This is a genomic window from Rhodococcus sp. NS-SX18 (assembly GCF_057367935.1).
Window position 1 is genome coordinate 3,975,728 of sequence record NZ_CM170633.1, and the last position, 22,428, is coordinate 3,998,155.

19 protein-coding genes and 1 pseudogene are annotated in these 22,428 nt (G+C 71.8%); 11 read left to right on the forward strand and 9 right to left on the reverse strand.

The genetic code is table 11. The annotated features are described in order from the left end of the window. Window positions 1-18: 18 nt before the first annotated feature. Both AC2IPW_RS18200 and AC2IPW_RS18205 read left to right on the forward strand, forming a co-directional pair. Window positions 19-1,810: pseudogene (locus AC2IPW_RS18200) on the forward strand (hydroxysqualene dehydroxylase). 118 nt (window positions 1,811-1,928) lie between these two features. Next, the gene (locus AC2IPW_RS18205; protein WP_486375322.1) at window positions 1,929-3,545 is read left to right on the forward strand and encodes an FAD-dependent oxidoreductase; all 1,617 of its coding nucleotides are present in this window, start codon (window positions 1,929-1,931) and stop codon (window positions 3,543-3,545) included. A gap of 4 nt (window positions 3,546-3,549) precedes the next feature. Here AC2IPW_RS18205 and AC2IPW_RS18210 read toward each other — a convergent pair whose 3' ends face one another. Next, entirely contained in the window at window positions 3,550-5,136 is a 1,587-nt protein-coding gene (locus AC2IPW_RS18210) for an AMP-binding protein (protein ID WP_486375323.1), read from the reverse strand. A gap of 197 nt (window positions 5,137-5,333) precedes the next feature. Here AC2IPW_RS18210 and AC2IPW_RS18215 point away from each other — a divergent pair, with 197 nt between their 5' ends. Both AC2IPW_RS18215 and acmB read left to right on the forward strand, forming a co-directional pair. Next, window positions 5,334-6,338 carry an AraC family transcriptional regulator gene (locus AC2IPW_RS18215; protein ID WP_416061535.1) on the forward strand — a complete coding sequence of 335 codons (1,005 nt, stop codon included), beginning with the start codon at window positions 5,334-5,336 and terminating at the stop codon, window positions 6,336-6,338. 111 nt (window positions 6,339-6,449) lie between these two features. Then, a complete protein-coding gene (gene acmB / locus AC2IPW_RS18220; RefSeq protein ID WP_486375324.1) occupies window positions 6,450-7,640 on the forward strand; it encodes a methyl acetate hydrolase AcmB in 1,191 nt (396 codons plus the stop codon). A 73-nt stretch (window positions 7,641-7,713) separates the two neighbouring features. Here acmB and AC2IPW_RS18225 read toward each other — a convergent pair whose 3' ends face one another. The 4 genes from AC2IPW_RS18225 to AC2IPW_RS18240 all read right to left on the reverse strand — a co-directional run bounded on the left by AC2IPW_RS18225 (window position 7,714) and on the right by AC2IPW_RS18240 (window position 11,057). Continuing rightward, entirely contained in the window at window positions 7,714-8,052 is a 339-nt protein-coding gene (locus AC2IPW_RS18225) for a transglycosylase family protein (protein ID WP_003937534.1), read from the reverse strand. 379 nt (window positions 8,053-8,431) lie between these two features. Further along, window positions 8,432-8,950, reverse strand: a complete 519-nt coding sequence (locus AC2IPW_RS18230) for a type III secretion system chaperone family protein (RefSeq protein WP_026138013.1) — start codon at window positions 8,948-8,950, stop codon at window positions 8,432-8,434. Beyond that, window positions 8,947-10,284 (reverse strand): D-inositol-3-phosphate glycosyltransferase, encoded by a 1,338-nt coding sequence (gene mshA, locus AC2IPW_RS18235; protein ID WP_486375325.1) that lies wholly within the window; start codon window positions 10,282-10,284, stop codon window positions 8,947-8,949. Before mshA ends, AC2IPW_RS18230 begins: the two co-directional genes overlap by 4 nt. Before the next feature lie 80 nt (window positions 10,285-10,364). Then, window positions 10,365-11,057: a winged helix-turn-helix transcriptional regulator gene (locus AC2IPW_RS18240; RefSeq protein WP_486375326.1), complete on the reverse strand. Its 693-nt coding sequence runs from the start codon at window positions 11,055-11,057 to the stop codon at window positions 10,365-10,367. A gap of 63 nt (window positions 11,058-11,120) precedes the next feature. Here AC2IPW_RS18240 and AC2IPW_RS18245 point away from each other — a divergent pair, with 63 nt between their 5' ends. Beyond that, entirely contained in the window at window positions 11,121-12,299 is a 1,179-nt protein-coding gene (locus AC2IPW_RS18245; RefSeq protein WP_054373327.1) for an acyl-CoA dehydrogenase family protein, read from the forward strand. Here the strand turns inward: AC2IPW_RS18245 and AC2IPW_RS18250 are convergent. Both AC2IPW_RS18250 and AC2IPW_RS18255 read right to left on the reverse strand, forming a co-directional pair. Next, window positions 12,274-13,095, reverse strand: coding sequence for an alpha/beta fold hydrolase (locus tag AC2IPW_RS18250; protein WP_486375327.1), 822 nt, complete (start codon window positions 13,093-13,095; stop codon window positions 12,274-12,276). The genes AC2IPW_RS18245 and AC2IPW_RS18250 overlap by 26 nt on opposite strands. 5 nt (window positions 13,096-13,100) lie before the next feature. After that, window positions 13,101-14,291, reverse strand: coding sequence for an MFS transporter (locus AC2IPW_RS18255; RefSeq protein WP_486375328.1), 1,191 nt, complete (start codon window positions 14,289-14,291; stop codon window positions 13,101-13,103). Here AC2IPW_RS18255 and AC2IPW_RS18260 point away from each other — a divergent pair. Genes AC2IPW_RS18260 through AC2IPW_RS18270 form a run of 3 tightly spaced genes read left to right on the forward strand, consistent with a single transcriptional unit; the run spans window position 14,290 to window position 16,597 of the window. After that, entirely contained in the window at window positions 14,290-15,072 is a 783-nt protein-coding gene (locus AC2IPW_RS18260; protein WP_416061538.1) for a PIG-L family deacetylase, read from the forward strand. The genes AC2IPW_RS18255 and AC2IPW_RS18260 overlap by 2 nt on opposite strands. Window positions 15,073-15,095: 23 nt before the next feature. Beyond that, window positions 15,096-15,557, forward strand: a complete 462-nt coding sequence (locus AC2IPW_RS18265; protein WP_003937527.1) for an SRPBCC family protein — start codon at window positions 15,096-15,098, stop codon at window positions 15,555-15,557. A 5-nt stretch (window positions 15,558-15,562) separates the two neighbouring features. Further along, window positions 15,563-16,597 carry a tocopherol cyclase family protein gene (locus AC2IPW_RS18270; protein WP_450121441.1) on the forward strand — a complete coding sequence of 345 codons (1,035 nt, stop codon included), beginning with the start codon at window positions 15,563-15,565 and terminating at the stop codon, window positions 16,595-16,597. A gap of 78 nt (window positions 16,598-16,675) precedes the next feature. On the opposite strand, the gene AC2IPW_RS18275 is transcribed toward AC2IPW_RS18270, so the two are convergent. Beyond that, on the reverse strand, window positions 16,676-17,872 hold the full coding sequence (locus AC2IPW_RS18275; RefSeq protein WP_416061541.1) for an ROK family protein: 1,197 nt from the start codon (window positions 17,870-17,872) through the stop codon (window positions 16,676-16,678). Between the two features lie 462 nt (window positions 17,873-18,334). Between AC2IPW_RS18275 and AC2IPW_RS18280 the strand changes: the two genes are divergently transcribed. The 3 genes from AC2IPW_RS18280 (at window position 18,335) to AC2IPW_RS18290 (ending at window position 21,160) form a co-directional block, all read left to right on the forward strand. Further along, a complete protein-coding gene (locus tag AC2IPW_RS18280; protein ID WP_486375329.1) occupies window positions 18,335-19,291 on the forward strand; it encodes a TauD/TfdA dioxygenase family protein in 957 nt (318 codons plus the stop codon). Between the two features lie 61 nt (window positions 19,292-19,352). Beyond that, entirely contained in the window at window positions 19,353-20,102 is a 750-nt protein-coding gene (locus AC2IPW_RS18285; protein ID WP_003937523.1) for an SDR family NAD(P)-dependent oxidoreductase, read from the forward strand. 5 nt (window positions 20,103-20,107) lie between these two features. Next, window positions 20,108-21,160: a DUF2804 domain-containing protein gene (locus AC2IPW_RS18290; protein WP_486375330.1), complete on the forward strand. Its 1,053-nt coding sequence runs from the start codon at window positions 20,108-20,110 to the stop codon at window positions 21,158-21,160. Window positions 21,161-21,170: 10 nt separating this feature from the next. Here AC2IPW_RS18290 and AC2IPW_RS18295 read toward each other — a convergent pair whose 3' ends face one another. Then, window positions 21,171-22,340 (reverse strand): L,D-transpeptidase, encoded by a 1,170-nt coding sequence (locus tag AC2IPW_RS18295; RefSeq protein WP_486375331.1) that lies wholly within the window; start codon window positions 22,338-22,340, stop codon window positions 21,171-21,173. Between the last annotated feature and the right edge of the window lie 88 nt (window positions 22,341-22,428).

Here is a 22,428-nt window from a genome sequence, read left to right on the forward strand (position 1 = left end):
ACAACGGCTGTTTCCAGAATGTCGTCCGGATGGGGGCTTCTCGTGTTCGACACCCGATTTTCCCGCCGCACCTTCCTCACCGCCCTGGGCGCCCTCGCGGTCACGCCCGCCCCCGTCCACGCCGCCCCGCGCTCCCCGGCACTGCGGTCGACGGGCCGCCGCGTCGCCGTGCTCGGCGGCGGGGTGGCGGGCCTGACGGCCGCCCACGAACTGATCGAACGCGGTTTCGAGGTCACCGTCTTCGAACCGACCGCCCTCGGCGGCAAGGCCCGCAGCATCCCGTCGCCGGGCACCGCGGCCGGCGGCCGCGCCGACCTGCCCGGCGAGCACGGTTTCCGGTTCTTCCCGGGCTTCTATCAGCACATCCCCGACACGATGCGGCGGATCCCCTTCCCGGGCAACCCGAACGGCGTGTTCGACAATCTCGTCGCCGGCGCCGCCTTCCGGATGGCGATCCCCGGCGGGCCCGACCTCGTCGCCCCGGCGTCGATCGCCCCGCTGCCCCACGGTGCCCTCGATCCCGCCTCGCTGCAGGACTCCCTCGCCGCCGCCTTCTCCTTCGGCGGCGCGATCCCCCCCGCACGAACTGGCCGTCTTCACCCGCAAGCTGGTGATGTTCCTGACCAGCAGTCTCGAACGACGTAACGGGCAGTGGGAACACCGGACGTGGTCGCAGACACTCGAGGCCGACGGCAAGTCGGCGGCCTACCGCAACATCCTCGTCTCGGCCCTGACCCGTCAGCTGGTGGCCGCCCGGCCCACCGTCGCCTCCACCCGCACCATCGGCATCATGGGCCAGGCATTCGTATGGAACGCGATGGGCACCGTCCCCGCATACGGCCATCTCGACCGGGTCCTTGCCGGTCCCACCGACGAGGCGTGGATCGCCCCGTGGGCCGCGCACCTGCGCGACCTGGGGGTCGTATTCGAAATGGGCTGGGCAGCAGAGGGACTCGACATCGCGTCCGGCTCGATCACCGGAGTACGGCTGGTGGACGGCAACGGCACCCGGTCCGTCGCCGAAGCCGACTGGTACGTCGCGGCGATGCCCGTCGAACGGGCCACGCCCCTGTGGTCACCGCAGATCCTCGCCGCCGATCCTCGCCTCGAAGGCATGCGGAACCTGCACACGGACTGGATGGTGGGCATCCAGTACTTCCTGCGTCGGCCCACCCCGATCGCGGCCGGTCACGTCGCATACCTCGGCTCGCCGTGGGCACTGACCTCCATCAGCCAGGGCCAGTTCTGGCGCGGCGACTTCGCCACCCGCTACGGCGACGGCAGCGCCCACGACTGCCTGTCCGTGGACATCTCCGACTGGGACACCGCCGGCATCCTCCACGGCAAGACCGCGAAGGAGTGCACGGCCGAGGAGATCGCCCGGGAGACGTGGGCCCAGATGTCGGCGTGCCTCGACGACACCGGCACCGGTGTCCTCGACGCGGACGACATCGTCTCCTGGTTCCTCGATCCCGGCATCCGGTGGGATCCCGCGCAGGGCCGCAACACCAACGCCACTCCCCTGCTCGTCAACACCGCCGGCTCCCTGTCCGACCGGCCGGACGCCCGCACCGCGATCCCGAACCTCTTCCTCGCCGGGGACTACGTCCGCACCGACATCGATCTCGCCACCATGGAGTCGGCCGGCGAATCCGCGCCCGCGGCCGTCACCGCACTGCTCGAGGCCGCAGACTCGCCCGCCGCGCCGCCGGCGCTGTACCGCCTGTACGAGCCGGCCGAACTCGAACCGGCGCGCCGCATCGACGCCGACCGCTACCGCGCGGGCCTGCCGCACCTGCTCGACGTGTGACGACGCGCGCTCCGGCACCGGGCACCTGTCACCTCACGGCTCCGGATGCGGCGAACCGGCCCCGCACGGCCGCCGAATTCCGACATACTGCCCTCGAACGCGACGAAAGGGCATGCCCATGAGCGAGACCTCGGTACTCGTGGTCGGCGCCGGCCCGGTCGGACTGACCGCCGCGCTGGAACTGCGCCGCCGCGGTGTCGACGTCGTGATCGTCGACCGGCTGCCGGAACCGCCGCAGTACGCCAAGGCGGTCGGCATCCAGCCGCGCACCCTGGAGGTCTGGGACGCGATGGGCGTGGTCCGGCCGGCGCTCGACGTGTCCGCGCCGATGCACGGGCAGATCGTCTACGTCGACGGCCGGCAAGTGATGCGCCTCGAACTCGAACTGCCCGAGGACGTGCCGTACCGGTTCGTCTGCATGCCCCAGTACGCCACGGAGCGGGTGCTGACGCAGGCCCTGGCCGAGCACGGCACCGTCGTGCGCCGCGGCGTCGAGCTCACCGGGTTCGAGCGGACCGCGGACGGCGTGGTCGCCGCCCTGCGCGACGGCGACGACACCACGCGTCTGGTGGCCCGTTACCTGGTCGGCTGCGACGGTGCGCACAGCGCCGTCCGAAAAGGACTCGGGGTGTCCTTCGACGGCGACGCGTTTCCCGAGGAGTACATGCTCGCCGACGTCGAACTGGACTGGTCGATGCCGGGCGGCTACGGCATCCGCGCCTCGACGACGAGCGACGGGACGACCACGGACATGATGGTGTGCATCCCGCTGCCCGGCACCGGCCGCTACCGCCTGTCGACCTTCGTGGCGCCGGACCTGGCGACCTCCGCCTCCGGCGCCGGAGCCGTGGCCCACGGGCTCGAGGGCGGACGCCGGCCCACCCTCGGCCACATCCAGGCCGTGCTCGACCGGCTGGCACCCGAACCGACACGGGCCGATGCCCTGCGCTGGTCGTCGGTGTTCCGGATCAGCCACCGCCTCGCCGGCAGCTACGGCGGGGGCCGGGTGTTCCTGGCCGGGGACGCCGCGCACATCCATCCCCCGACCGGGGCACAGGGCATGAACACCGGTATCCAGGACGCCTACAACCTCGGCTGGAAGCTTGCACTGGCAGTGCAGGGACGCGCCGCCGACGGCCTGCTCGACAGCTACGACGCCGAGCGCCGGCCCGTCGGGGAGGAGGTGGTGGGCCGCACCGTGCGGCACGCCCGGCAGGGCCTCGGGGCAGGGGAGACGGACGCCGCGACCGCGATCGCACGCGAGGCCCAGCTGCTGCTCGGCTACCGGGACAGCCCGCTCGTGGGTAGCGCCGTGCCGCCGGGCGGCGGCCCTGCTCCGGGCGATCGTGCCCCCGATGCGACGGGGTTGCGGCAGGACGCCGTCGCCTCGCCGCTGCGGCTGCACGACCTGCTGCGCCACCCCGGCCACACCGTGCTGCTGTGGGCGCCGACGGCGCAGGCGCTGCAGGCACAGCGACAGCTCGCCGAGCACGCGACGGACCGCTTCGGGGACGCGCTGCGGGCGTACGTGCTCGTGGCGGGAAGCACCGGGAGCCCGGCGGACGGGCGGGTACTGCGCGACGACGCGGGCCGCGCCGCGCGGGCATACGGTTTCGACGGTGCCGTCGCGGCCGTGGTGGTGCGGCCGGACGGCTATGTCGGGTTCCGGGCGCAGGATCCGACGCTCGAGGCGCTCGCGGCGCATCTCGGCCGGATCCTGCGACCCGGGTGGTGACCGGCTACGACGTCGGCGTGCGCAGATCCTTACGGAGGATCTTGCCGGCTGCGGACTTCGGGACGGTGTCGATGAACTGCACCTGCCGCACCTTCTTGTGCGGCGAGACCCGCTCGGCGACGAACGCGACGACCTCCTCCTCGGTGAGTTCGGCGTCCGGCTGGCGCACGACGAACGCCTTGGGCACCTCCTCGCCTTCGTCGTCGAGCACGCCGATCACCGCGACGTCGGCGATCTTCGGGTGGGTCAGCAGCAGCGCCTCGAGTTCGGCGGGCGGCACCTGGTAGCCCTTGTACTTGATCAGTTCCTTGAGCCGATCGACGATGGTGACGTTGCCGGCCGCGTCGACGGTGGCGATGTCGCCGGTGTGCAGGAACCCGTCGGCGTCGAGGGTCTCCGCGGTGGCCTGCGGGTTGCCCAGGTAACCGACCATGACGTTGGGGCCCTTGCACCACAGCTCACCCGGCTCGGAGACCCCCTCGCCCGTGGGGTACTCGACCTCTTCGCCGGTGGTCGGGTCGACGAGCTTGCACTCCATGTTGGCGATCGTCGGGCCTACCGAGTCGAGCGGCACGTCGTCGCCGTCGAACGGAATGGCATGGCTGACCGGGCTCATCTCGGACATGCCGTAGCCCTGGCGGACCGTCCATCCGAGCCGCGCGGACACTGCGTTCCCGAGCGCCCTGTCCAGCGGCGCCGCGCCGGAGAACACGGTGTGCACGCTCGAGAGGTCGTACTGGTCCACGAGCGGGTGCTTGGCCAGGGCAACGGCGACGGGCGGCGCGATGAACACGTAGGTGCACTTCTGCTCGGAGACGATCCGCAGGAACTCCGGCAGGTCGAACTTCGGCATCGTCACCAGCGACGCGCGGTTGACCAGGGCGGCGTTCAGAAGAACGGTCATGCCGTAGATGTGGAAGAACGGCAGGACGGCGAGGATCCGGTCGTCGGGTTCGATCCTGATCGGGGACTTGATCTGGCACACGTTCGCCACCAGGTTGGTGTGCGTGAGCATCACGCCCTTGGGGCGACCGGTGGTGCCGGACGAGTACGGCAGCACCGCCAGATGGGTGGCCGGGTCGAACGACACCTCGGGGGCGGGGGCGTTCTCGGCGAGCAGGTCGCGTAGGGAGGGATGTCCCTCGGCGCCGTCGAGCACGACGAGACGGTCGTCGGGGATGCCGACCGCGGCCGCAGCCTCCTTCGCGTGCGGCAGCAGCGGCGAGACGGTGAAGAAGAACGTCGCCTTGGAATCCTCGAGTTGCTTGGCGATGTCCTCGGCGGTGTAGAGGGCATTGACGGTGGTCGCGGTGGCCCCCGCCCGCAGGATGCCGTGGAACACGGCCGCGAAGGCGGGCACGTTCGGCGAGAGCAGGCCGACGACGTCACCGACTCCCACCCCGCGCGCCGCGAGCGCACCGGCGATGGCGTCGATCTGCCCGATCAGGGTCCGGTAGTCGGTGACGGCTCCGGTCGCGCCCTCGATCAACGCCGGGCGATCGAGGTCCGATTCCGTGATCGAACCGAACAGGAAGTCGTAGACACTCAGTGCCGGGATCTCGACGTCGGGAAAGGGACTGCGAAAGCTCATTGGTTCTCCTCGGGGGCAGGAATCTCTGGCACGCCGTGCCAGACGTGCCGGGAGTACGGTATCCGACGGCTGTGAAGGCAGTCACAGGCATGCCGGACACTACCGGGTCGAGGACCGTCGCGTGCCCGGTCGCGTGCCCCCGAGTCCGGCCGATCGGGCAGTGTCGGCGTCCGTTCCGGCACCCTAGGCTCGACCGGATGACGGACGTCGTGCACTCGCTGGACCCGTTCTCCGGTCGCGGCTCCTCGCCCGCGACGGTCTCGACCGACTGGGACGAGATCCGGGCGTGGTCGGACCGGGTGTACATGCCCTATCGCGTGCGGCCGAGCGGACGCCTGCTGCACCCGCGATCGAGCATGTTCTCCGCGTCGATCGGCGAGATCGTGCTCACCCGGTTCCGCTACGGAATTCCGGTGACCGTCGATCGGCTCTCGGCCGAGGCCGGCAACATCCTCGTGCTCACGACGATCCGTGGTCACGCGCGGCACCGGGTCGGAGCGGGCGCGGTGGAGGTCGATTCCGGCGCCACGTTCGTGGCCGACTGCAGCCGCATCGAGCATCGCGTCGACTTCGACGACGACCATCTGCAGCTGAATCTGACTGTGCCGCATCGGCTCATCGCCGACCTCGCCGACCGCTGGTTCGGTGTCGTCCCCGACGACCGCCTGTGGCAGCACAAGTGCGTCGTCGGGACCGAGTCGGGCTGGAACACGCTGCTCGCCTATGCGGTCCGCGCGATCCGGGCCGATCCGGTGCGGATCGCGCAGGGCCGGCCGGGCGCCCACCTGCAGGAGCTGCTCCTCGGTCACCTCGTCACCGAGTGGGCCGCCGCGGCGGGCGTCGCGCTCGACTGCGACGAACCGCCGGCCGCCCCGGCATACGTCCGGCACGCGGAGCGCTACATTCGCGAGCACGCCGCGGACCTGCCCACGGTCTCCGAGGTCGCCGCCGCCGTGGGTGTCAGCGTGCGCGCCCTGTCGGGGGCGTTCCGCCGTCATCTGGACACCACGCCGAACCGGTATCTCACCGACGTGCGATTGCGGCACATCCGCGACGAGCTCTCCACCCCGTCGGCCGAGTGCACCGTCTCGGCGGTGGCGGCCCGCTGGGGCTACGTCAACATGGGGGTCTTCGCCGCCGCCTACCGTCGCCGATTCGGCGAGAACCCGTCGCGCACGCTCGCCCGGGCCCGCGGACGCTGACTGCCGGAATCCGACGACGCGCGTGCCGATCCGAGGTGGCCCGCGTCACAACGCCGTCCGTAGCGTCCACCTCCGACGCCGGTCTGCGGCGGACCGCACACAGGAGGAACCGTGACAGACGACTTCGCGACCACGATGGACGCAGCCCTGCGAGAACTCACCCACCGCCCGACGGGCCTACCGGGTGTGGTGGCCATGCTCACCGACCGGGAGGGCGTCGTGTACGAAGGGGTGGCCGGGGAACGGGCAGCAGGCTCCGGCTCGGCGATGACGACGGACACCGTGTTCGCCGCCTTCTCCACGACCAAGGCGATCACCGGCACCGCTGCACTCCAGTGCGTCGAGGAGGGCCTGCTCGACCTCGACGCCCCCGCCGCCCGCTACGTCCCGGAAATCGGGGACCTCCAGGTTCTCGAGGGCTTCGGAGCGGACGGAGCGCCCCTGCTGCGCGCACCGAAGCGCGACGTCACCACCCGCATGCTGCTGCTCCACACAGCCGGCTTCGGGTACGACTTCTTCGACGAGAACTACCGGCGCCTGGCCGAGGAGCACGGTCAGCCCAGCGTGATCACGGGATCGAAGGCCGCGCTGACGACACCGCTGCTGTTCGATCCCGGCGAGCGGTGGATGTACGGCTCGAACATCGACTGGTGTGGTCTCGTGGTGGAAACCGTGCGGGGCCGGCGCCTCGGCGAGGTCATGCGCGAGCGGATCTTCGAGCCGCTCGGGATGGACGACACGGCGTTCGCGCTCACCGACGACATGCGCGCGCGGCTGGCCGTCGTCCACCAGCGCAACGGGGACGGAGCACTCGCCCCGATGCCGGAGATGGTGCTGCCCCAGGACCCCGAGATCCACATGGGCGGCCACGGGCTCTACACCACTGTGCCGGACTACCTGAAGTTCATCCGGATGTGGCTGCGCGACGGCGCGGCCCCCGGCGGTGACCGGGTTCTCTCGCCTGCGACGGTCGCCGATGCCGTGCGCGGCGGCCTGGACGGGCAGCAGGTGACCGCGCTCCCGGGGGTCGTCCCGGCCCTGTCGAACGATGCGGAGTTCTTCCCCGGCCTGGCCAAGAACTGGGCGTACACGTTCCTGGTGAACGAGGAGACGGCGCCGACGGGCCGTCCGGCCGGCGCGCTCGGCTGGGCGGGTCTGGCGAATCTCTACTACTGGATCGACCGGGAGAACGGGCTCGGCGGCTTCTGGGCCACGCAGATCCTGCCGTTCGCGGACGCCGTCTCGTTCCAGGGCTATCTCGACTTCGAGGCCGCCGTCTACCGACGTGCGGCGAGCCGGTGAGATGCGACGAGCCCCGCGTGCGGTGCACGCGGGGCTCGTTCGGCTGCTACGGGCGCGAGCCGGGTGTGTGGGATCAGAGGTACTGACCGCACACCGGCCATGCGCCGCGGCCCTGGCCGGCCAGGACGTTCTCGGCGATGGCGATCTGCTGCTCGCGGGTCGCTTGGTCGGCGGTGGGGGCGTACTGCTGGCCGCCGTAGGCGTTCCAGGTGCTCGGAGCGAACTGCAGGCCGCCGTGGTAGCCGTTGCCGTTGTTGATCGCCCAGTTGCCGCTGCTCTCGCACTGTGCGACGGCGTCCCAGTTGCCGGACGCGGCGTTCGCGGTGCCGGTGCCGAGGGCGAACGGGGTGACGGCCAGGGCCGCGGTGGCGGCGACGGTGCCGAGGGCGCGCTTGAAGGTGAAGTTAGCCATGATGCGGTTGAATTCCTCTCGCGTCTGCTGGCGAGGCACTGCGGCGGCCGACGATGTCGATCCCGCTGCCCGGATTCGGATCTGTGCCTCGTCCCTGCCCCTCGATCTGGTATCGAGTTCCGGTCCCGCGGGGCAGAGTCAGCGGCGACGGGCCGGTCTTGCTTGCCCGGTGGTATCGGGCTGATTACGACGCTAGAGAGTCATCACGGATCGGTCACGCGCTGTTTTCCGGCACGCGCGTCTCACATTCCAAGATCGGGCTGCGGCGTTTTCCCAGGTGACATCCGAGATATCGCCGTTTCGAAACCGCGTAGTTACACGGCCGTTATGTGACCAGCCTCACAGTACTATTGTGGGACGGGTCACCGATATCGCGCCGTTACGGCTGCGCGTCCTCCACCACGAAGGGCCGGCCGTCCTCGATCAGGTGGCGGAAGGGTTCGAGGTTGCGAAGCGACTCGCCTCGCGAGACCCGCCACTCCCACTCCCGCTTGATGGAGGCGAGGAAACCGAGTCCGAGAATGACGTTGAAGTCGTGGTCGGCAGCTTCGAGCACCTGGCCGAGCACCGCGTCCAGTTCGTCCGGAGTGACCGATGCCTCCGACATCCGGCCTACGAGGTAGATGTCCCCGATCTTGTCGAGGGTGTACGCCACCCCGTACAGCCGCCGATTGCGCCGGAGCAGGAACCGGTACACGCCCTCGAAGTTCTCGTCGGGCTTGCGGCACACGAACGCCTCGACCCGCAGGCCGTGGTTGCCGAGGGAGAGCAGGGTCGTCGTCTTGAGCTTGTTCTCCCCCGGGAGGTCGACGACGAAGTGCCCACCCTCCTTGCGGGAGAATTCGAGGCCGCGATCGCGCAGCGTCGCCTCGATCGTCTCGCTCAGTCGCTCGCTCACGCCCGCACCCCCGTCGTCCGCCGGATCTTCCACACTCCGCGCTGCCGTCGCAGCGGGAACTCGCCGCTCCCGAGAGAGCGGTTCCGCAGCGCACCGGCCTTACGGTAACTGGCGAGCAGCCCGTCCGCCGTGTGCTCCCACGAGAAGTTCTCCGCGTGCAGCGGCGCTGCCGCCGCCAGCACTGCCCGCCGACCCGGATCCGTGACCAGCGAGCACAGCGCGGCCGCCCAGTCGCTCGTGCGATGCCCGTCGACGAGCAGCCCGGTCTCGCCGTCGCGCACCGCGACGCCGAGGCCGCCGACGTTCGCCGCCAGCACCGGGGTCCCGCACGCCTGCGCCTCGATCGCCACCAGGCCGAACGATTCGGAGTAGCTCGGCACCGCCACCACGTCCGACGCGCGATAGACCTGCACCAGGCGCTCGGGAGGCTGCGGGGGCAGGAACGTCACCCGGGCGGCGATCCCGAGCTCGGCGGCCAGGTCGATCAGCGAGTGCGGGCGCTCGAGCCCGGTGCCCGAGGGCCCGCCCACCACCAGCACCCGCAGGGGCACCTCCGGGTCGGCGGCCATCGCCGCCGCGGCGGCGCGCAGCAGCACGTCGGGTGCCTTGAGCGGCTGGATACGGCCGACGAACGTCACGATCGTCTCGTTCGGATCCAGTCCCAGCTCGGCACGGGCGAGTGCCCGGTCCCCCGGCCGGTAGCGGGACAGGTCCGCGCCCGGTGCCACCACGTCGATCCGCGACGGGTCGGCACCGTAGCTGCGCTCGAGCTGCGCCGCCTCGTCGACCGTGTTGGCGACGAGACGGTCGGACTCGGCGACCACCTGCTGCTCGCCGATCTGCCGGGCCGCCGGCTCGGGCACGTCACCGTCGGCGAGCGAGGCGTTCTTCACGGCGGCGAGGGTGTGGGCGGTGTGCACGAGCGGGACACCCCACCGGTCGCGGGCGAGCCAGCCCACCTGGCCGGACAGCCAGTAGTGCGAGTGCACCAGGTCGTAGTAGCCCTGCGGATGCCGGGCCTCCTCCCGCAGCACCCCGGCGGCGAAGGCGCACAACTGTGTGGGCAGGTCGTGCTTGTCGAGCCCCTCGTAGGGACCGGCGGCGACGTTGCGCACGAGCACGCCGGGTGCCGCCTCCTGCACGACGGGGTCGGCCGAGGAGGTCGCCCGGGTGAAGATCTCCACCTCCACCCCGCGGCGCGCGAGTTGCACCGCGGTCTGCAGAACGTAGACGTTCATACCGCCGGCGTCCCCCGTGCCGGGCTGCGCGAGTGGCGAGGTGTGGACCGACAGGACGGCCACGCGGCGGGGACGGCTGTTCGACTTCGACGTCACTTCTCCATACTGCCCTGCCGTGCATCCCCGCCCGGTTCCGCCCCCGACCGGTTCGTCTGCGCGACGTCGCACCCGACCGGTCAGGAACCCCCGGAGCCCGTGACTGCGCGGCGCACCGCCGCGTGGAACGGGCTCCACAGGAACCAGACGCCGAACCCGCGCACCAGCGCGGCCGGGCCGTGCACTCGCACGCTGCCGTCGTCGAGCGCCTCGGTCAGCGTCCGGGTGCCGGCGAACACGCGCATCAGGGCCACCGGTTCCGCGGTCACGTAGACGTCGACGTCGAAGCCCGGATGCTTCCGGCACACCGACGGCTCGCCTCGGTCCAGGACGATCCACAACCGGATCGGGGCGGGACCGGTGTAGTCGAACTCGATCACCACCCGCTGCGGCGGCACCCGGTCCCGGTCCACCCGGCGGTGCATCCACCAGGTGAGCGTCACGGGGTCGACCTCGGCGGGCAGCGGCTCGGAGAACAACCACTTCACCGCCCACTCCCCGATCGCGACGAGGATCGGGGCGAGCTCACGACCGGCGGGAGTGAGGTGGTATTCGCAGCCCCGCGCGTGCGGAACCCGTACCAGCACGCCCTTGCGCTCAAGGTGCCGCAGCCGGGTGGCCAGCAGGGTGCGCGAGATGCCGGGAAGACCACGCTCGATCTCGTTGAAGCGGGTACTTCCGTAGACCATTTCGCGCAGGATCAGCGGGGTCCACCGGTCGGCGAGCACTTCGCTGCCGATCGAGACCGGACAGTACTGCCCGTACTCGCGCACACCTCCAGAGTAGGTCCAGAACGTGCACTGGGCGGCATCGATCTGCCCTCCTACCGTCGAGACATGACCACCGTAGACATCACCCAGTACCCCCGCTCCCGGCCCCGCGAGGAACTCGTCGCCGGCGCCGACGAACTCGGCCGGCGGATCGCCCCCTACTCCCGCGCCCACGACCGCGACGGCACGTTCGTCGCCGAGGCCTACGAGATCCTGCGCTCGGAGGGCCGCCTCGCCCTCGCCGTCCCCCGCGAACTCGGTGGCGACGGCGCGACCGTGCGCGACGTCGCCACCGTGCAGCGCACCCTGGCGCACCACTGTGCGGCGACCGCGCTCGCCTCGGCCATGCACCACCATGTGGTGCTCGCCGCCGCATGGCGGTACCGGCACGGTGCGCCCGGCGCCGACCGGATGCTGCGCCGCGTCGCCGAGGAGGCGATCGTGCTCGTCTCCACCGGTGGCGCCGACCAGACCCACCCCCGTGGGACCGCCCGGAAGGTGCCCGGCGGCTACCGCGTCGACGGCCGCAAGGTGTTCTGCAGCCAGGCCCCCGTCGGCGACGTGCTCGCCACCATGTTCCCGTTCGACGACCCCGACGAGGGCCGCATCGTGCTCAACATGATGATCCCGATGAACACCGACGGGGTACGAGTCCACGACAACTGGGACTCACTGGGCATGCGCGGCACCGGCAGCCACGACGTCGAACTGACCGACGTGTTCGTCCCGGACGCAGCCGTGGCCGCCCGCCGCCCCTACGGGGTGATCGACCCGCCGTTCCAGCTGGTGCTCAGCGTCGCCATGCCCGTGGTCGCAGCCGTGTATCTCGGGGTCGCCGAGACCGCGCACGCGCACGCAACCGCCCTCGTCGCCGGGACCCCGCGGGCGAACGACCCGACGGTGCGCCGCCAGCTCGGGGTGGCGGCCACCCGCCTGCAGGTCGCGTCGTGGGCCCTCGACGGTGCCCTCGACGTCGTCGGCGACGATCCGGTGCCGTCGATGAGCACGGTCGCCGCGGTGATGACCGCCAAGGCCGAGATCGCACGCACCGCGATCGAGGTGTGCGACCTGGCGCTCGACGTCGCCGGGGGCCGCGGCTTCTACCGGTCCAGCCCGCTCGAGCAGTGCTATCGCGACGTGCGCGGGGTCAAGTTCCACCCACTCACCCCGGAGGAGACGCTCCTGCTCGCCGGGACGCAGGCGCTCGAATCGGTGGACGCTACAGCGCTGCCGCGAAGCGCGTGACCTCGGCGGCGAACCGCTGCGGGTCCTCGACGAACGGACCGTGGTCGGTCCCCTCCCAGTACGAGGTCGTCGCGTTCGGCAGCAGTGCCGCCGCGTGCTCGGCGGCCGAGACGTCGACGACCGAGTCGGCGGTGCCGTGCAGGACGAGCACAGGAGTGTCGAGGCTGCGCAGCAGCTCGTCGTTGCTCACCGTCCGGGCGAACATCGCCGCCCGCACGCGGGGCGGGGTGCACAGGCTGGTGCCGAACAGTGCCTGCGCCGCGACACCCGTGCCCGCCCCGGTCCCGGTGAGGGCGGTGCCGAAGGCACCGAGTGCGCGGATCGCCGTCGCCGCGTCCTCGGACATCGCATCGGGGACGGCGGCGCGCATGGCCGACCCGACCTTGCCGCCCTTCTCGCCGCGCCCGATGCTGGTGATCGCGCCGACGAGCACGATCCCGGCGACGCGATCGGTGCCGTGGGTCGCGAGGTAGTCGCAGATCACCAGGCCGCCGTAGGACCAGCCGAGCAGCACCGCGCCGTGGGCGTTCTCGGCGCCGAGCACGGCCTGCACGTCCGCGGCCCAGAGTTTCGACTCGTCGTATCCGGTCTCCGGTGCGCCCGAGTACCCGTGTCCGCGGAGGTCGACGGCGATCACCCGGTGGGTGCGGGCCAGCTCGTCGAGCACGGACTCGCCCCAGCACCGCGACGACTGGGCCCATCCGTGCAGCAGGACCAGGGGACGATGGGCGGGATCGCCGATGGCGCGGTAGACGATGGGGGTGCCGTCGGAACTCTCGACCTCACGGATTGTCATGCGGGTCACCCTAGCCGGGCGAGCCGCGCCACTCCCGCGGCACACGCGCACCCGACGAGCGCGGCCACCACGGCGACCGCGATGCCCGCGCTCGGCCCCGACCGGTCGATGACCTGACCGACGACGGCGGAGCCGACCGCGACACCGACCCCGAGTCCCGTAACCGTCCAGGTGATGCCCTCCGTGAGCCGGCCCGGCGGCACGATCCGCTCGGTCAGGGAGGTCGCGACGATCATGGTGGGGGCGACGGCCACCCCGGCCGCCAGGTAGAGCACGGCGAGGGCCGGCACGGTGCCGGCGAGCAGCAGCGGCCACAGCAGCACCGCGACGGCCGTCGTCGCCCCCAGCAGCTGCCGCGTCAGCGGTGCCCGCAGCCGCACCGCACCGAAGACGAGGCCGCCGAGCGCGGATCCCGTCGCGAACATCGCCAGCACCACGGTCGCGGCGCCGGGCACGCCCTGCTCGGCGGTGAACGCGACCCCGACCACGTCGACGACGCCGAAGATCGTGCCCATCGCCGTCATCGCGACCACGAGCACGACGAGCACCGGGATCCGCAGCACGCTCACACCGGGCACACCCCCGACGACCGGGCGCGCGGGCGGTTCGGTGCCGCGCTGCACGGCGAGGGCGACGGTGCCGATCACCAGCAGCACCGCCCCGAGCAACGCGCCCGCCTCGGGGAACGCGGCGACGCTCAGTCCCACCGACAGCACCGGCCCGACGATGAAGCACAGTTCGTCGATCACCGCCTCGAGCGCGAACGCGGTCCGCAGCCGGTCGGTGCCGCGGAGCAGTTCGGTCCACCGGGCCCGGACCATGGCACCGATGGTGGGCATCAGTCCCGCCGGGATCGCGCACGCGAACAGCAGCGCCTCGGGTGCCTCCCACCGCACCCCCGCCAGCATCGTGACCGTCGCGGTCGCGCTGATCCCGGCGGCGACCGGTAAGACGCGGAACTGCCCGTGCCGGTCGGCGGCCCGCGAGACCAGCGGGGTGAGCGCGGCGTAGGACAGCGCGAACACCGCGGCCACCGCTCCGCCGAGGCCGTAGTCGCCGCGGAGCTGCGAGAACATCGTCACGATGCCGATGCCGACCATCGCGATCGGCAGCCGCGCGACGAACCCCGCCAGGCAGAACGCGGCGGCACCCGGCGCGGTGAACAGTGCACGGTAGGAGCGCATTCGTGCCAGCATGCAGTACGTGAGCGTGCTGGTGTGTTTCCATGCCCATCCCGACGACGAGGTGTTCACCACCGGCGGGGTGATGCGTCTGGCCGCGGACGCGGGACATCGGGTGGTGCTGGTCGTCGCGACGGACGGCGCCGCGGGCGAGGTTCCCGACGGTCTGCTCGGGCCCGGCGAATCCCTGGCCCAGCGCCGCCGCGCCGAACTCGAGGCGTCGGCCGAGGCGCTCGGGGTCGCCCGCCTGGTTCCGCTCGGCTACGCCGATTCGGGCATGGCGGGGACGCCACGGAACTCGGACCCGGCGGCGTTCTGCAACGTCGACGTGGCGGCGGCCGCAGCGCGCCTCGCAACGGTGCTCGAGGAGGAGAGCGCCGACGTCGTCACCATCTACGACCCCAACGGCGGGTACGGGCACCCCGACCACGTGCAGGTGCACCGCGTCGGCGCCCGGGCCCAGGAGCTGACGGCGCACCCGTCGGTGTACGAGGCGGCCATGAACCGGGACCACATCCGTCGTCTGCTCGCCGCCGCCCCGGAGATGGGCCCGGATGCGGCGCCACCGGATCTGGACACCTTCGGCCTGCCCGAGACCGAGATCACCACCACGATCGACGTGTCCGCGACGATCCCCGCGAAACGGGCGGCGATGCTCGCGCACGCCTCGCAGGTGGGCGACTTCGGGCCGATGCTGGCGATGACACCGGAACAGCTCGCGAGCGCGTTCGGGCTCGAGTGGTTCCGCCGACGCGGCGCGGAGCAGGCGCTGCGGGAGCACGCCCTGCCGCTGTGACCGACCCGACCGAAGGAGCACGAATGGGCCACCACATCGAACTGAGCCGTTCCGTCGACGCCCCACCCGACCGGGTGTGGCGGGTGCTCACCTCCGTCGACTCGGCCCCGCAGGTGCTGAGCGGGGTGGACAGTGTCGAACGGCTCGCAGGCGTCGGCTACGAGGTCGGCACCCGCTGGCGCGAGACACGCAGGATGTTCGGCAGAGCGGCAACCGAGGAGATGACGGTGACGGCCGTGGAGCCCGGGCGGCACACGGTCGTCGAGGCCGAATCCGGCGGGGTGCGCTACCGCACCGAGTTCGACGTGGCCCCGGATCGGGCCGGCACGATGCTGACCGTGCGGTTCTCCGCGGATGACGACCGTCCCGGCCGGATCCGGCGGGCGCTGACTGCGCTCCTCGCTCCCCTGGGCATGCGGGTGACGCGCACGGCGCTGCGCCGGGACCTCGACGACATCGCGGCCGCGGCCCGGGCCGGGATCTGAGCGTCGTGTCGCTGTATTCGCGTTACCGCGCCACCGGCGCCGACCTGCCCTTCGGCGATCCCCTCGCGGCGCACGACGTCGCGATGGAGGGATACTTCTGGCGGTTCACCCAACCCGGAACCGGGCGGGTGGTGATCGCGCTGTGCGGCGTCAACCAGGCCGGCGACGGGTCGTGGGCGACGCTCGGCCTGGCGGCGCACCCGGGCGGATTCCTGCGGACGACGGCGTACCCGGACGGATTCGCCGATCCCCTCCGGCTCGGCGCATCGGCGGGCACGGCGTTCCACGGGGAACGCGACCGGCTGCGCGTGGACCTCGGCGACGACGCCCGCCTCGACGTGCGCGTGACGGCGCCCCGGCCGTGGCCTCGTCGCCGATTCGGCGGATCCAGCATCTTCCACGCGGTTCCCGCGCTGAACCAGTACTGGCACCCGTGGCTGCTCGACGGCCGGGCCGAAGGCGAGGCCGTGCTCGGCGGCGAGACCTGGAACCTCGACGGCGCCCAGGTGTACGCGGAGAAGAACTGGGGCAGGGGCGGTTTCCCGGAGTCGTGGTGGTGGGGCCAGGCGCACGGGTTCGCGGACTCCGCCGCATGCGTCGCCTTCGCCGGCGGGCAGGTCCACGCCGGTCCCCTGCGGACCGAGGTGACGGCCGTGGTCGTCGCCCTGCCGGACGGACCTGTGATCCGGCTCGGCAACCCGGTGGTCTCCCCGGTGCGGGCACACGTCACCGACGAACGGTGGTCGCTGTTCGGCCGCGGTCCGCGGTGGACCGTCGAGATCGAGGCGACCGCCCCTCTGGGCGACGCCCACGTGCTGCCGGTCCCGCTGCCGCTCGAACGCCGCAACGTGCCCGGCTCCCTCGAGCACCTGGCGGGCTCGTTGAGCGTGACCGTCCGCGACCGCGGCACACCGGTGTGGGCGGACGAGTCCCCCCTCGCGGCACTCGAACACGGCGGTCTGGCGCGCGCCCGGGCCGAACTGGACCGTCGGGCTGCGCCGGCGGGCGCCACGGACGGTCCGCCACTGCGCAGCCGATGACCGGCGGCCCCGGATCCGCGCGCTCCCCGGTCACACGCACATGAAATTGCATGCGCGCATAGCTATTTCGTGCGCGGCTCAGCCCAGTGCCCGGCGCATCGCCCCCAGCGGATCGGAGTACAGCGAGCTCAAGGACACCACGCTCGCGGCGTGCGCCTGTACCCGGTCGCCGAATCCGGTGACCCGGACGTCGGCGCCCGACGGCGCCCCGAGCGCACGCGCGACGTGCGGTGCGGCCGCCGGGTATGCGGTGAACGCCTGGCCGCCGAGAATCACCCGGTCCGGATTGAACAGGTCACGGAGCATCGCGACGGACCGCCCCAGTATCTGCGCCCGCTCCACGAGGATCTCGTGGGCCTCGCGAGAGCCGTTGCGGGCCAGCGTGTACAGCGCGGCGATGGACGTGGCACGTGCGTCGAGCAACCCGGCCTCCCGCGCCCGGGCCAGCACCGCCCGGTCGGCGACGGTGGCCTCGAGGCAACCGCGGGCACCGCAGGCGCACGGCACCGACGATCCCGTCGGCAGGTGCGACACCGAACCCGGGCCGCCGCGTGGCGTGTGTACCCGGCCGTCGAATGCGATTGCGATACCGACTGTCTCGCGGGCGTAGAAGTACAGGGTGGCGCCCTCGACGTCGGCGGTGTCGCGGTCGGGGGTGAGCAGCAGCTCCGACGCGGCCATCGCCTCGACGTGCGCGGCGACGGAAACCGGCAGGCCCAGGCCCCGGCCCACCACGGTTCCGACGGGCGCATCCGCCCAGCCGAGCCGCGGATGGTCCACGGTTCCGGTGGCCGAGTCGACGCGCCCGCCGAGCGCGACGCCTGCCCACAGCGGCGTGCGCCGATGCCAGCGCGCCGCGAAGGCCCGGGCGCTGCTGGTGATCACCCCGAGCGCCGCTTCCTGGCCACCGCGCGGGGTGGGGATCTCCACCGCGCCGATCACACGCCCGCGCAGATCGCTCGCGACGATGCCGGTGACGGCCGCACCGATGTGGATCCCGACGGTCAGGTAGCGCTCGTGGTCGGTCTCGAACGGCACCCGAGGCCGGCCGACGGCGCCGGGCACGGTCAGATCCGGCCGTTCCCGCAGCAGACCCGCGGCGAGCAGCGCCGACACCTGCCGGTTGACGGTGGCGATGCTCGCGCCCGTCGTCGCCGCCGCCTGATCGCGGCAGATCGGCCCGCGCGCCGCCGCGGCCCGGAACACCGCCGCGGCGGCGCCGTCGGCGAGCTTCAGTTCGGGCGGCACGATCTGCGCGCGCGCAGTCGATCGCACACGGGCGGTGGCGCCGCGGGACCGGACCCCGGACTTCGGACGGACGGCATTGGGGTACAAGACATTCGATGTAGCTGCTGCAGACACTGCGGCTCTTCCTCGGGGGCGGGTCCGAAGACCCGGGGCGTGACGGGGAGGCGCCGATCCGCTCGACCGCGAGGGTCGCGATCCGCCGGGTGACGGCAGGAATCGAAGCGGGGCGCGAGGTGCGGTGTCAGCGACAACACAGTTCGCGCGCCAGCGGCAGCCGCGAGCCCAGCGCGGCGGTCACATAGGTGACCCGCGGAGCACGGAGACGGCGAGCTGGCATACCCCGCAACCTAGCTGCCGGGCGCCGCCGTGTCCACTCCGACCGGCGACGCGCAGGCAACGGTCCCGATCACGGTGACGAAAACCCTTACGCCGGAACAGCACCGGTGATGAGGTCGACGGTACCGACATCCGATCCACGAAAGGCACTCCATGTCTGTCGATTTCGATACCCACACCGCACGCGCTCGCGACGTGACCGTGGTCCGCCTGGGCGGGCACATCGGTGCCCGCATCGACGGAGTCCGGCTCGGCGGCGACCTCGACGGCCCCACCGTCGAAGCGATCCGGCGCGCCCTGGCCGAGCACAAGGTGATCTTCTTCCGGGAACAGCACCACCTCGACGACGCGTCGCAGTACGCGTTCGCCGAGTTGCTCGGCACGCCGACCACCGCGCACCCGACGGTGACGTCGCGCGGGGAGCACGTGCTACCCATCGACTCCGACTACGGCAGAGCGAACAGCTGGCACACCGACGTCTCGTTCGTCGACCGCATCCCGAAGGCGTCGATCCTGCGCGCGGTGGAACTGCCCGCCTACGGCGGTTCGACCACGTGGGCGTCCGGCGTGGCGGCCTACGAGGGGCTGCCCGCGCCGCTGAAGACACTGGCCGAGAACCTGTGGGCCACCCACACCAACGTGTACGACTACGCCGCCGAGAGCGCCGAGCATCTCCGCGACGGCGCCGACGAGCGGGTCGCCGAGTACCGCGCCGAGTTCCGGTCCGAGTACTTCGCGACCGAGCATCCCGTGGTGCGCGTGCACCCCGAGACCGGAGCGCGGTCGCTGCTGCTCGGCCACTTCGTCGAGGGGTTCGTCGGACTGAGCGGCCGGCAGTCGCAGGCGCTGTTCCGGCTGCTGCAGGACCACCAGACCCGGCTCGAGTACACCACCCGCTGGCACTGGGCCGCCGGGGACGTGGCGGTGTGGGACAACCGGGCCACGCAGCACTACGCCGTCGCCGACTACGACGGTCTGCACCGTCGGCTGCACCGCATCACCCTCGCCGGCGACGTCCCGGTGAGCGTGCACGGCGAGGCGAGCCGGTCCGTCGCCGGCGACGCGAGCGCCTACTCGATCATCGAGACGCCCCGGCCGCTCGCGTCGTAGCGGGTGCCGCGGTCGCGCGGACCCCGCGCGACCGCACCCGGGGCACCCTAGGATCGCTCGCATGACGATTTCTCCCGATTCCCGCGTCGCCGTCGTCACCGGTGCCTCCTCCGGCATCGGCGAGGCCAGCGCCCGCACCCTCGCAGCCCAGGGCTTCCACGTCGTCGTCGGCGCTCGTCGCGTCGACCGGATCGAGAAGCTCGCGGAGGAGATCGGGGGTACGGCCCTCGAGCTGGACGTCACGGACGAGGACTCGGTGACCGCGTTCACGACGGTGCTCCCCCGGGTGGACGTGCTCGTGAACAACGCGGGCGGGGCCAAGGGTATGGCCCCGGTCGCCGAGGCCGACCTCGACGACTGGCGCTGGATGTGGGAGACGAACGTCCTCGGCACCCTGCGGATGACGAAGGCCCTGCTGCCGAAGCTCGTCGACTCCGGCGACGGCCTGATCGTCACGATCACGTCGGTGGCGGCGTTCCATGCCTACGACAACGGTGCGGGCTACACCTCCGCCAAGCACGCCCAGGCGGTGCTGCACCGGACGCTGCGCGGCGAGCTGCTCGGCAAGCCGGTGCGCCTGACCGAGATCGCGCCGGGCGCGGTGGAGACCGAGTTCTCCCTTGTGCGGTTCGAAGGGGACGCCGAGCGCGCCGCCAAGGTGTACGAGGGCATCACCCCGCTCGTGGCCGAGGACATCGCCGAGATCGTCGGGTTCGTTGCCTCGCGCCCGCCGCACGTGAACCTGGACCAGATCATCGTGCAGCCGCGCGACCAGGCCAGCCCCATGCGCTTCCACCGCACCGCCGAGTAGAACCGGTGGAGATCTCGGGGGACGCCGGGCAGCACCGCCTCTCCCCGGGCCCGCTGCTCGACGGGCGGGGCCGTCTCGCCGAGGCCGGATGGGCCGGCTCCGAGGTCCGCACCTACGACCGTTCCCGGATCGCGGTGCCACGGTGGCGGATCAAGGAGTGGGACTACTACTGCGTGCTCGCCGACGGCGACGACGGGCCGTTCGGTCTCGCGCTGACCGTCGCCGACAACGGTTACCTGGGCCTGCTCGGCGTGAGCTGGCTGGACCTGACCGGCCGCACGGAGACCACCGAGAACGTGATGGTCCCGTTTCCGCTGGGACGACTGCGGTTGCCTGCCTCCGCGGACGCTGGCGAGGTAATCGTCGACCGGCGCGGCATCCGCCTGGAGTTCCGGCACGAGCACGGCGCCCGGCGCCTGGTCGTCCGGCATCCCGGATTCGCGGGCGGACGGGGTCTGTCGGGCGAGGTGGTGCTCATCCCACCCGGCGACGAGCGGATGGTCGTCGCGCTGCCGTTCCCCGGCGACGATCGGGCGTTCTACTACAACCAGAAGTTCCCCGGCCTCTCCGCTGCCGGAACCGTCACGCTCGCCGGTCGTGAGCACACCTTCGACCCCGCGTCGGCATCCGGGGTGTTCGACTGGGGCCGCGGAGTGTGGACCTACGACAACACCTGGTTCTGGGCCTCCGCATCGGGACGGCACGAGGGGCGTCCCTTCGGGTTCACCGTCGGTTACGGCTTCGGCGACACCACCGCGGGCAGCGAGAACATGGTCCTGGTGGACGGCGTGGCGCACAAGCTGGACCGGGTGCAGTTCCACCTTCCGCACGGCACCTACGACGGCGCTCCGTGGCGGTTCGCGAGCAATGACGACCGGTTCGAGATGAGCTTCGAGCCGATCCTCGACCGTGCCGCCGACGTGAACGCCCTTGTCCTGCGCTCGACGCAGCATCAGGTCTTCGGCCGGTTCACCGGCCGTGTCACGCTCGACGACGGTGTCCGGCTCGAGGTGCGCGACCTTCTCGGATTCGCCGAGAAGGTGCACAACCGCTGGTAGTTCGCCTCTCCTACAGCGCGGACATCGATTGCCAGGTGGGCCAGTCGATCGCCCAGTCGTAGAGGTCGCCGTCCGCAGCGGACAGTTCGATCGAGGTTCCGGATACCTCCACCGGGTCGCCGTACATCGCCGTCTCGAAATACGCCTGGGCGTCCCCGAGCGAGAGGTTGATGCAGCCGTTGGTGACGTTGGTCGCGCCCTGCTGACCGAGGGTCGCGGGGTTGGCGTGGATGAACTCGCCGTTGTTGGAAATCCGCACCGCCCAGCGCTCTCGCACGTTCTCGTAGTACGGCGGGTTGGACATCAGGAAGTCCGCGTGCTTCTCGGTGACCACGTGGATACCGCTGCGGGTGACGTTGCGGGCCTCGTTGCCTTGCCCGTAGCTCACGGGGATGTCCATGATCGTCGCCCCGTCGCGCACGACCTGCATGCGGTGCGACGCGGCGTCGGCTACGACGACCTGGCTGCGACCGATCGTGAAGTCGAGTGTGAGGTCCTCCGCGCCGTAGGCACCGTCGCCGAAGTCGAGGCCGTACAGGCGTGCGTCGAGGTGCACTGCGGTGCCGGGCACCCAGTACTGCTGCGGCCGCCAGTGGGCCTGGGCACCGCCGTCGCCGTCGGGCAGCCACGCCCAGCTGCCGATCGTCGGCGGATCGGTCGTCACCGCCAGTGCCTTCTCGACGGCGGCCCGGTCCGCGATCGGGCCGTCGAACCGGACCACGATCGGTGCGGCGATGCCGACCTCCTGGCCGTCGGCGATGTCGAGGGTCGCGGCCACGATCCGGTCGGGGTCGACCGTGTCGAAGCTGCCCTCGACCGGCGCGGGCCGGCCGTCGGAGCCGACGGCCGTGCCGGACCAGCGGTAGGTCGCGCCGTAGCCGAGCGGCTCGGCGACGGTGAAGCTCCGGCGGTCGGCGGACAGTGCGCCGCGCACGACGGTGCCGGTGCCGGTGTTGGTGAGCGCGACGTCGGTGAACTCGCCGTCGGTGACCGAGGCCCGGGCCGGGGCGGTCGGGGCGACCCCGGTAGCACCGTCGACCGGGTCGGTGGCGACCGTCGCGATCGGCTGGGGCTCGGACGGGACCGCGCCCCCGCCCGACGAGCACGCCGCGAGCACCGCGACAAGCGCGAGTACCGCCGACCACAACAACCGACGACGTCGTTCACCCAGGTCATGCACTCCGACGAGAGTACGCCGGGAGCCCGCATTCGCGCCGTCCGCAGCCGTCCGCTCCGACGACCGTCACAGCGGACGGCTGGGCGCCGAG

Coding starts and splice junctions, on each gene's coding strand:
- AC2IPW_RS18215 (WP_416061535.1), top strand. CDS start 5,334: ATGACGGACGTCGTGCACTCGCTGGACCCGTTCTCCGGTCGCGGCTCC.
- AC2IPW_RS18225 (WP_003937534.1), bottom strand. CDS start 8,052: ATGGCTAACTTCACCTTCAAGCGCGCCCTCGGCACCGTCGCCGCCACC.
- AC2IPW_RS18205 (WP_486375322.1), top strand. CDS start 1,929: ATGAGCGAGACCTCGGTACTCGTGGTCGGCGCCGGCCCGGTCGGACTG.
- AC2IPW_RS18260 (WP_416061538.1), top strand. CDS start 14,290: ATGCAGTACGTGAGCGTGCTGGTGTGTTTCCATGCCCATCCCGACGAC.
- AC2IPW_RS18245 (WP_054373327.1), top strand. CDS start 11,121: ATGACCACCGTAGACATCACCCAGTACCCCCGCTCCCGGCCCCGCGAG.
- AC2IPW_RS18265 (WP_003937527.1), top strand. CDS start 15,096: ATGGGCCACCACATCGAACTGAGCCGTTCCGTCGACGCCCCACCCGAC.
- AC2IPW_RS18250 (WP_486375327.1), bottom strand. CDS start 13,095: ATGACAATCCGTGAGGTCGAGAGTTCCGACGGCACCCCCATCGTCTAC.
- AC2IPW_RS18285 (WP_003937523.1), top strand. CDS start 19,353: ATGACGATTTCTCCCGATTCCCGCGTCGCCGTCGTCACCGGTGCCTCC.
- AC2IPW_RS18280 (WP_486375329.1), top strand. CDS start 18,335: ATGTCTGTCGATTTCGATACCCACACCGCACGCGCTCGCGACGTGACC.
- AC2IPW_RS18210 (WP_486375323.1), bottom strand. CDS start 5,136: ATGAGCTTTCGCAGTCCCTTTCCCGACGTCGAGATCCCGGCACTGAGT.
- AC2IPW_RS18255 (WP_486375328.1), bottom strand. CDS start 14,291: ATGCTGGCACGAATGCGCTCCTACCGTGCACTGTTCACCGCGCCGGGT.